The organism is Novosphingobium beihaiense, from assembly GCF_022832375.1.
Classification (GTDB): domain Bacteria; phylum Pseudomonadota; class Alphaproteobacteria; order Sphingomonadales; family Sphingomonadaceae; genus Novosphingobium; species Novosphingobium beihaiensis.
The window spans coordinates 238,555-246,533 of the sequence record NZ_JALHLG010000009.1; the positions used below are offsets into that span (position 1 = coordinate 238,555).

8 protein-coding genes and 1 pseudogene are annotated in these 7,979 nt (G+C 63.5%); 5 read left to right on the forward strand and 4 right to left on the reverse strand.

Annotated elements, in window-relative coordinates; translation table 11 throughout:
• Nucleotides 1-1,407, reverse strand: a complete 1,407-nt coding sequence (locus MTR66_RS09495) for a glycosyltransferase family protein (RefSeq protein WP_243920248.1) — start codon at nucleotides 1,405-1,407, stop codon at nucleotides 1-3.
• Nucleotides 1,408-1,622: 215 nt separating this feature from the next.
• Between MTR66_RS09495 and ruvA the strand changes: the two genes are divergently transcribed.
• Genes ruvA through ruvB form a run of 3 tightly spaced genes read left to right on the forward strand, consistent with a single transcriptional unit; the run spans nucleotide 1,623 to nucleotide 3,665 of the window.
• Nucleotides 1,623-2,228 carry a Holliday junction branch migration protein RuvA gene (gene ruvA / locus MTR66_RS09500; RefSeq protein ID WP_243920179.1) on the forward strand — a complete coding sequence of 202 codons (606 nt, stop codon included), beginning with the start codon at nucleotides 1,623-1,625 and terminating at the stop codon, nucleotides 2,226-2,228.
• Nucleotides 2,225-2,620, forward strand: a complete 396-nt coding sequence (locus tag MTR66_RS09505; RefSeq protein WP_243920181.1) for a hypothetical protein — start codon at nucleotides 2,225-2,227, stop codon at nucleotides 2,618-2,620. The genes ruvA and MTR66_RS09505 overlap by 4 nt, the downstream gene beginning before the upstream one ends.
• Nucleotides 2,610-3,665 carry a Holliday junction branch migration DNA helicase RuvB gene (gene ruvB / locus MTR66_RS09510; RefSeq protein WP_243920191.1) on the forward strand — a complete coding sequence of 352 codons (1,056 nt, stop codon included), beginning with the start codon at nucleotides 2,610-2,612 and terminating at the stop codon, nucleotides 3,663-3,665. Before MTR66_RS09505 ends, ruvB begins: the two co-directional genes overlap by 11 nt.
• Nucleotides 3,666-4,198: 533 nt before the next feature.
• On the opposite strand, the gene MTR66_RS09515 is transcribed toward ruvB, so the two are convergent.
• Together MTR66_RS09515 and MTR66_RS09520 are read right to left on the reverse strand one after the other, a co-directional pair.
• Nucleotides 4,199-4,777 (reverse strand): hypothetical protein, encoded by a 579-nt coding sequence (locus MTR66_RS09515; RefSeq protein WP_243920193.1) that lies wholly within the window; start codon nucleotides 4,775-4,777, stop codon nucleotides 4,199-4,201.
• A 447-nt stretch (nucleotides 4,778-5,224) separates the two neighbouring features.
• The gene (locus MTR66_RS09520; protein WP_243920196.1) at nucleotides 5,225-5,536 is read right to left on the reverse strand and encodes a DUF1244 domain-containing protein; all 312 of its coding nucleotides are present in this window, start codon (nucleotides 5,534-5,536) and stop codon (nucleotides 5,225-5,227) included.
• 77 nt (nucleotides 5,537-5,613) lie between these two features.
• Here MTR66_RS09520 and pyk point away from each other — a divergent pair, with 77 nt between their 5' ends.
• Entirely contained in the window at nucleotides 5,614-7,095 is a 1,482-nt protein-coding gene (gene pyk, locus MTR66_RS09525; protein ID WP_243920198.1) for a pyruvate kinase, read from the forward strand.
• 10 nt (nucleotides 7,096-7,105) lie between these two features.
• Nucleotides 7,106-7,735 (forward strand): LysE family translocator, encoded by a 630-nt coding sequence (locus tag MTR66_RS09530; RefSeq protein ID WP_243920200.1) that lies wholly within the window; start codon nucleotides 7,106-7,108, stop codon nucleotides 7,733-7,735.
• 121 nt (nucleotides 7,736-7,856) lie between these two features.
• Here MTR66_RS09530 and MTR66_RS09535 read toward each other — a convergent pair.
• Nucleotides 7,857-7,979 (reverse strand): annotated as a pseudogene (locus MTR66_RS09535) (YggS family pyridoxal phosphate-dependent enzyme); the annotation flags it as partial.

A 7,979-nucleotide genomic window follows, 5' to 3' on the forward strand; every position in this document is an offset into this window, starting at 1 on the left:
TTACATACCGCCCCTTTTCAGCGCGGTCTGATAGTCATAGTCCGGCGCTGAACCACATTTCCCTGGCCGCACATACAAACATGCCCTCTCCTGCGGCATATCAAGACAAGCCTCCTGCCGATAGTCTTTGGTGCCAAGGGGACGTTCGGATGCGATCAGCGCATTGGCAGCCCGGGCCAGTTCCGGCGGTAACGGGTCTGTGCCCTCGTACACCCCCTTGGGCGCAATCGACAAAGGCAATGCCCTTGGAAGTTCGGCAGGAACAAGGTGAGCATAGAACGCTTCCACTACCGCCAGACGGCAAACATGCGGATCCTGTGCAGCCTTGACGGCCAGTCTCGGAATGGCGCCCGCCCCACGGAAAGCCTGATAGCCGCCCGTGATATGGAACGACGAGATCGACATCAGCGTCCAGACCGCCATCATCACCCCCAAGGCGGCATTTTTCGTTAGGCGTGGAGCATGCCGTGCCAGAATACGTTCAACGATACTTTGCGAACCGACGGCCGCCACCACCAGGAACACTAACGTGGAAACCCAAACGAACCGGTACTCCTTATGCGCGATCAGACTGTGAACACCAATATTCACGGCCCCAGCAAGCAACAAAGCCCAGTATCTACGCCCGGCAGCGGCTGCGCAAAGCCCCACGAACAGCAACGCACCGGCACCGAAATGCAAATAGTACTCTACAAAGTACTGCCATACAGGACTGGTGCCAAAACTGGCGGCCTTGCCCTCAACAATGTTCTTGCCAAAGTTGATAAACACCCAAGCGTAGGGCACCTTTCCGGCAATGGCATCACTCGCTGCTCCCAAAGCGAGCGCCCCCAGCCCTCCACCCATGACCGGCCGCCATCGTTCTGGCGTATGCCACATGGCTGTCAGGAAAAGCACTGCCGCAAAAGGTGCATATTGCAAACGCACCAGCACGCCGAGCCCGAGCAGGAAGCCACCCGCCAGCGATGCCTTACGTTTCGCGTGAGCGGCAAGCAGGAATGAAGCTGCAAGCAGCAGCAAGGCACTTGCCAAGCTCTCTGACAACAACAGCTCCGAAAAGAACACGCTTTCCCACCATACCGCCACGACGAACAGCGCGACCAGCGCATGGCGGCGCGACACGAATGCTCCCAGCCGCCAGGCCGCAGGCAGAGCTGTCAGTGTCGCGGTCAAGAAAGTCGCCCTGGCGAGATACATTGCCCACAACGTGCCCGGTGCAAAAGTATGCCCGATCCATAGCGGCACACTCAAAAACTGAGGGATCAGGCTGTTGCGCAACCCTGCCCTTGTTTCCCAGGGTATGATACCATGCCCCGTAGCAATGCGATTGGCCTGCTCAAGATATTGCATCAGTTCATCAGCATGACTGATATCGAAGGGCGACCATGCCTGAATGCGCAAAATCATGGCCAGCACGAGAACGGCCGGTACTGGCCAACGCCAGTGCCAAGCATGTAAACCCCTCCCGATACAATGATCGGTCGCGCCATTCCCAACGATGTTCCCCATAGCTCACATCGCATAGGCCGCCGTTACCGCGATGTCACTGCACAGCTCGCGCCGCCTCGCTCAGTGACTTGCCCCTTGCCGCGCGACTCGCCTTCGTGCCATAGGAACAAACCATGATCGCCAAGCTTACAGGCCTGCTCGACGATACCGGTCCCGACTGGGCCGTCGTCGATGTGAACGGAGTGGGATATCTGGTCTACTGCTCGGCCCGCACGCTCGACCATCTCGGCATCCGGGGCGACAGGGTTATCGTCTATACCGAAATGCAGGTGTCCGAGACCGACCAGCGCCTGATCGGGTTCACCAGCGGCGCGGAGCGGGACTGGTTCAAGCTGCTCACTGCCGTGCAGGGCGTCGGCTCCAAGGTGGCGCTGGCGATCCTCTCCGCACTCACGACCGAAGAACTGCAGCGCGCCTGCGCGGGCAGCGATGCGGCGATGGTGGCGCGGGCCAATGGCGTTGGGCCCAAACTCGCCAGCCGCATCGTCAACGAGCTGAAGGAAAAGGCAGGCGGCATGGCCACCGTGCCTGCCGCGCCGGGCAGCGCTCCCGCCGCCGCTCCGGGCTTGGCGAGCGCAGATGCCGTTTCGGCGTTGCAGAATCTGGGCTTCAAGCCTGCCATTGCCAGCGCCGCCGTCGCCCATGCCGTAGGCGAACTGGGCGAGGATGCTGGATTGAACGATCTCGTGCGCGTAGCCTTGAAGCAGGCTGCGGGATGAATTTCAAGTTGGCTCTGGCGGCTTTGAATGTGGCTCTGGCGCCCCCTGCCCACGCATGTAGCGGCGCGGTATTTTTTGATGCCATTCTACCGACTATCCCACAGCATATCCCCGATGGAGCATCCATTTATGAAGTTACGCCCGGCGAGGTTGAAGAGGGCAGGGTGTGGTCCGTCAACATCGTCAGGATCATTCGCGGCTATGCTCCGCAAAACACGATCAAATTGCCTCTCTATGGTGGTGGCGACTGTCGTACAGCCCACTTTCCGAAGACCGGGAAAAGCTATGTCGTGGCGTATCCCTCCTACGTCGACCAGAAGTCATTTAACGTGATCTTCTTTAACCTGAACACATTTGAAATCTGGTCTCATTCTCTGTTCCATGACCGATAACCCCATCCTCTCCTCCGACCGTCAGCCCGAGGACGCCGACGCCGCGCTGCGGCCCAAGACGCTGGCCGAATTCGTCGGGCAGGCCGCGGCCAAGGACAACCTGCGGGTGTTCATCGAAAGCGCCAAGTCGCGGCGCGAGGCGATGGACCATACGCTGTTCTTCGGCCCGCCGGGTCTGGGCAAGACAACGCTGGCCCAGATCGTCGCGCGCGAGCTGGGCGTGGGCTTTCGCGCCACCTCGGGCCCGGTGATCGCCAAGGCAGGCGATCTCGCCGCCCTGCTCACCAATCTCGAACATGGCGATGTGCTGTTCATCGACGAGATCCACCGGCTCAATCCGGTGGTCGAGGAAGTGCTCTATCCGGCGATGGAAGACCGCGCGCTCGATCTCATCATTGGCGAGGGGCCTTCGGCGCGGTCGGTGCGGATCGATCTGCCGCCGTTCACCCTGATCGGCGCGACCACCCGGCAGGGCCTGCTGCAAACGCCGCTGCGCGACCGTTTCGGCATTCCGGTGCGGCTGCAGTTCTACACCGTGCCCGAACTCGAACATGTGGTGACACGCGGCGCCGGGCTGCTCGGCATCGGCATGGACAAGGCCGGGGCGACCGAGATCGCGCGCCGGTCCCGCGGCACCCCGCGCGTCGCCGGGCGGCTGATGCGCCGCGTGCGCGATTTCGCCCATGTCGCGGGCAGCGATGTGATCACCCGCGCCATTGCCGACGATGCGCTGACCCGGCTGGAAGTCGATTCGATCGGCCTCGACATGCAGGACCGGCGTTATCTGCGGATGATCGCGGATATCTACAAAGGCGGCCCTGTGGGCGTGGAAACGCTGGCAGCCGGGCTTTCCGAACCGCGCGACACGATCGAGGAAGTGATCGAACCCTACCTGATCCAGCTCGGCCTGGTGGCCCGCACCGCACGCGGACGGTGCCTCAACGAACCGGGCTGGAAACACCTCGGCATGACGCCCCCCTCCGCCTCGCCGGCGGCATCGCAGGGCGGTCTGTTCGATTCGGACGGGGCGGACGCGGGAAGCTGAAAATCACGGCACAATGTGTCGAAGACGTTTACAGATAGCCGTGGCACTGGTCCCGTTTTGGTACACCCGGCGCGAAAGGCCGGTCAATTAACGGGTTTTCTCACATCGGGACGCTCGAAACCGGGTTAACGGCGTTGTCCCGTTAACCGGACTCTGCGTTGTTTCTGGCAGGTGTAACACCCGCCCTGTGTTCGAGGGGCGGAAATTCCAAAGCGGAAACAACAGAGAGCAACGCTTATGTCGGTTCGGATGGCCCTTGCGAAATTGTCTGCCTGCGCGGCAGGCTGCGCGATCATTGGAGGCGGCGCCGTCCACGTAGCCGAAACCCAGTCGGCAGAGACCGAATATCACAAGCTCAAGCAGGCCAAGGTGGCGAAGCCGGTCAAGAAGGCCAAGCGCATCGTCAGGAAGGAAAAGCCGCGCAAGACCCGGCGCGCCCGCCGGATCATCAAGCGCACCTGCTGCGAACAGCCGCAGGTGGCGATGGTGCCAGTGCCCCCGCCTTACATTCCGCCTGCCCCGCCCCCGTCCTATCAGGGTGGCGGCGGCGGCACGCCCGTAGTCATCGGCGGCGGCCCAGTCGGCGGTTTCGGCGGCGGCTTCTTCGGCGGGTTCTTCGGCGGCGGCGGTTCGAGCGGCGGCAATATCGTGATCAGCTCGACCACCAGCGGCGGTTCAACCTCGACATCGTCATCGACCGGCGGCGTCACATCGACAACAAGCGGCGGCTCCACCTCCACGTCCACTGGCGGGGTGACATCGACCACCACGACCGGCGGTGTCACATCGACGACGTCCACCAGCACGGGCGGCGTTTCGACCAGCACGTCCAGCTCGTCGTCGTCCAGCTCGTCTTCGAGTTCCTCGTCCAGCTCTTCGTCCAGTTCCTCGGGCGGCGAGACGTCCAGCGGCGGCTCTTCCTCGTCGTCCTCTTCTTCGAGCTCCTCCTCGACCAGTTCGTCTTCGGGCAGTTCGACTTCGAGCAGCACTTCCTCGTCCAGCTCGTCTTCCTCGTCGAGCTCTTCGTCGGGCGGATCGACCACCACCAGCACCGGCGGCACCGAGGTTCCCGCCCCGCCGATGCTGATCCTGTTCGGCGCGGCGGCCGCCACGCTGGCGGGGCGTCAGCGTCTGTCCCGCCGCAAGCAGGGCTGACAGCCACGGGCCCGGCCCGTTCAAACAGACACAGTCCCTTCAAGACAGACACATGGGGCGGGCACCAGGGGGACGGTGCCCGGACGTGGGGGCGGCGATCGGCACGCCGCCCTTTCACACCGGCCTCCTAGGCTCAGGACCTGTTAGTCACGCCATCGAGGTTTGAGGCAAAATGGCTCAGGGCTAGGAAAGAAGGCGTAGGAATATGTCGATATTTCAAGGCTTCTTGACGCAGCCATGGGCCATTTTGGTCAAATTCCTTCGGAACGCCCAAATGGCTTCCATCTCGAACCAAGCCACTCTTGGAAAGGCAACCAGCCTTCCCGGCGAGCGCCTTGGCCCGATATGTTCGCCATTTGGGCGCCTCGATGGCGTGATTAACAGGTCCTGAGCCTAAAGGAAGCTCAATGCGAGCCGCCGTTCTTCTTCAGGCTTTCTTCCATCCGCGCGATCTGCTCGGGCGTGGCCTCTGTCTGATATTGCGCCTTCCATTCGCCAAAGGGCATGCCATGGATGAGCGCGCGCGCTTCCATCTTGTCCCCTTCGAAACCCGCATCGCGGATCCAGTCGGCCAGGCAATTGCGGCAGAAGCCGGATAACCCCATTAAATCAATGTTCTGAGCATCATGCCTGTGGCGCAGATGGCGCACCAGCCGGCGGAAGGCCGCCGCGGCCACGGCATCGTCTAACGTGTCTATCGGATCGCTTTCGTTCATTTCCTTACCAATCGTCCTTGGTTTGTCAGCATTGCTTTGCCATATGACGGCTCCTTCCCGAAAGAGGCAGTCGTCACGTGGTCAGCACACCCAATCGCCGTTCCCCCCATCATCGCGGCATCAAGCGCACGCGCAAGGTCAAGATTCTCGCGACGCTCGGCCCCGCCAGCCGCGACCAGGAGACGATCGCCAAGCTGCTGAAAGCCGGGGCCGACGCCTTCCGCGTCAACATGAGCCACGGCGACCACGAAACCCACCGCGAAACGATCGCCAATATCCGCGAAGTCGAAAAGGATCTGGCGCGGCCCGTGGCGGTTCTGTGCGATCTGCAAGGCCCCAAGCTGCGCGTCGGCACCTTTGCCGAGGGCAAGGCCTTCATCCGCCACGGCGCGCACTTCACGCTGGACCGCGATCCCACTCCGGGCGACGAGAACCGCGTGTGCCTGCCGCACCCGGAGCTGTTCGGCATCCTCCAGAAAGGCCAGCGCCTCCTGATCGATGACGGCAAGCTGCGCTTCGTGGTGATCAAGCCGGAAGCGGACAAGATCCTGTGCACGGCCGAAGTCGGCGGCCAGATTTCGGACCGCAAGGGCGTGAACGTGCCCGATGCCATCGTCCCCGTCCCGGCGCTGACCGACAAGGACCGGCGCGATCTGGCCTTCGCGGTGGAACAGGGCGCGGACTGGATCGGCCTCTCCTTCGTCCAGCGGCCCGAGGACGTGGCCGAGGCGCGGCGCCTGATGGGCGGCTATGGCGCGCTGATGGCCAAGATCGAAAAGCCCGCCGCGGTCGAGAGCCTCGAAGAGATCATCGAACTGTCGGACGGCATCATGGTCGCGCGCGGCGATCTCGGCGTCGAACTGCTGCCCGAGGAAGTGCCGCCGATCCAGAAGCACATCATCGAAAAGACCCGCGCCAGCGGCAAGCCGGTGGTGGTGGCGACGCAGATGCTCGAATCGATGATCGTCAGCCCGACGCCGACCCGCGCCGAAGTCTCCGACGTCGCCAACGCCGTCTACGACGGCGCCGATGCCGTGATGCTTTCGGCGGAAACCGCCGCGGGCCAGTGGCCGGTCGAGGCGGTGACGATCATGGACCGCATCGCCGCCAAAGTCGAAGGCGATTCGACGTACCGCGAGCGCATCCACCTCGCCGCGACCCCGCCCGACGCAACAACGGCGGACGCCATTTCCGCTTCCTGCGCGACGATTGCCGATACCTTGCCGATCGAAGGCATCATCGTCTTCACCGGATCGGGCATTTCCGCCCGCCGCGTCGCCCGCGAGCGGCCCGCAGCGCCGATGCTGGTGCTGACCCCCTCGATCAACACCGCCCGGCGCGCCGCGCTGCTATGGGGCGCGCACACGGTGCTGACCAAGGACATCGGCAGCTTCGAGGAAATGATCGGCAAGGGCAAACGCATGGCGCTGCGCCATGGCTTCGGCGCCGCCGGATCGCGGCTGGTGGCTGTCGCGGGCGTGCCTTTCGGCGTGCCGGGTTCCACCAACCTGCTGCACGTCGTCACCCTCACCGGCGACGAACTGGCAACCCGCAAGTAAGAAGCCAGCCATGAGCCTGCACACGCTGTGGATCTTCGCCACTGCCGTTTTCCTGCTGAGCGGGACGCCCGGCCCGAACATGCTGCACATTATGTCGCGCAGCGTCGAACTGGGCTTCAAACGCAGCATGGCGGCGATGGCAGGCTGCCTGCTGGGCCTGCTCAGCCTGCTGACGGCTTCGGCCGTGGGGCTCGGCGCGCTGCTGCACGCCCTGCCCGGCGTGTTCGATGCCCTGCGTCTGGCAGGCGCGGCCTATCTGCTCTATCTTGCGGTCAAGGCCTGGCGCAGTCCGGTGGCCGAAGATGGCACGCCGGTAGAGTGGGCACGTCCCACCGCCTCGTGGCAGAGCCTGCTGCGCGGCGGTTTCGCGATCTCGATCAGCAATCCCAAGGCGATCATTTTCGCGGCCGCCTTCCTGCCCCAGTTCATCGACCCCGCCAAACCGCAGGCCCCGCAGTTCGCCACGCTGCTGGCGGTGTTCACGGTGATCGAAGGTTTCTGGTACTGCATCTACGCCACCGGCGGCCGCGCGATTTCACGCCATCTCAGCCGCGCCGGTGTGAAACGGGCGTTCAACCGGATAACGGGCGGGCTCTTCGCGGGCTTCGGCCTCTCGCTGCTGGCCTGGCGCGCGGCCTGATTATCCGGGGCAGGGCGTCCCCTCTCCGTTCGTGTCGAGCGAAGTCGAGACACGATAGCGCGGGTTTAACGTGTCTCGACTTCGCTCGACACGAACGGCAACGGCAGTGCCCTGATCCCGGTCAGTCCCGCGCGCCGAACAGCGCGGAGCCGACCCGCACATGCGTCGCGCCGAGCATGACAGCGGTTTCGAAATCGCCGCTCATGCCCATCGAGAGCCGATCGAGCCCGTTTTCGGCCGCGAT

What these genes read in the sequence shown, in the direction of transcription:
- ruvA (WP_243920179.1), top strand. Translation starts at nt 1,623, where the DNA reads ATGATCGCCAAGCTTACAGGCCTGCTCGACGATACCGGTCCCGACTGG.
- MTR66_RS09520 (WP_243920196.1), bottom strand. Translation starts at nt 5,536, where the DNA reads ATGAACGAAAGCGATCCGATAGACACGTTAGACGATGCCGTGGCCGCG.
- MTR66_RS09530 (WP_243920200.1), top strand. Translation starts at nt 7,106, where the DNA reads ATGAGCCTGCACACGCTGTGGATCTTCGCCACTGCCGTTTTCCTGCTG.
- MTR66_RS09495 (WP_243920248.1), bottom strand. Translation starts at nt 1,407, where the DNA reads ATGATTTTGCGCATTCAGGCATGGTCGCCCTTCGATATCAGTCATGCT.
- ruvB (WP_243920191.1), top strand. Translation starts at nt 2,610, where the DNA reads ATGACCGATAACCCCATCCTCTCCTCCGACCGTCAGCCCGAGGACGCC.
- MTR66_RS09505 (WP_243920181.1), top strand. Translation starts at nt 2,225, where the DNA reads ATGAATTTCAAGTTGGCTCTGGCGGCTTTGAATGTGGCTCTGGCGCCC.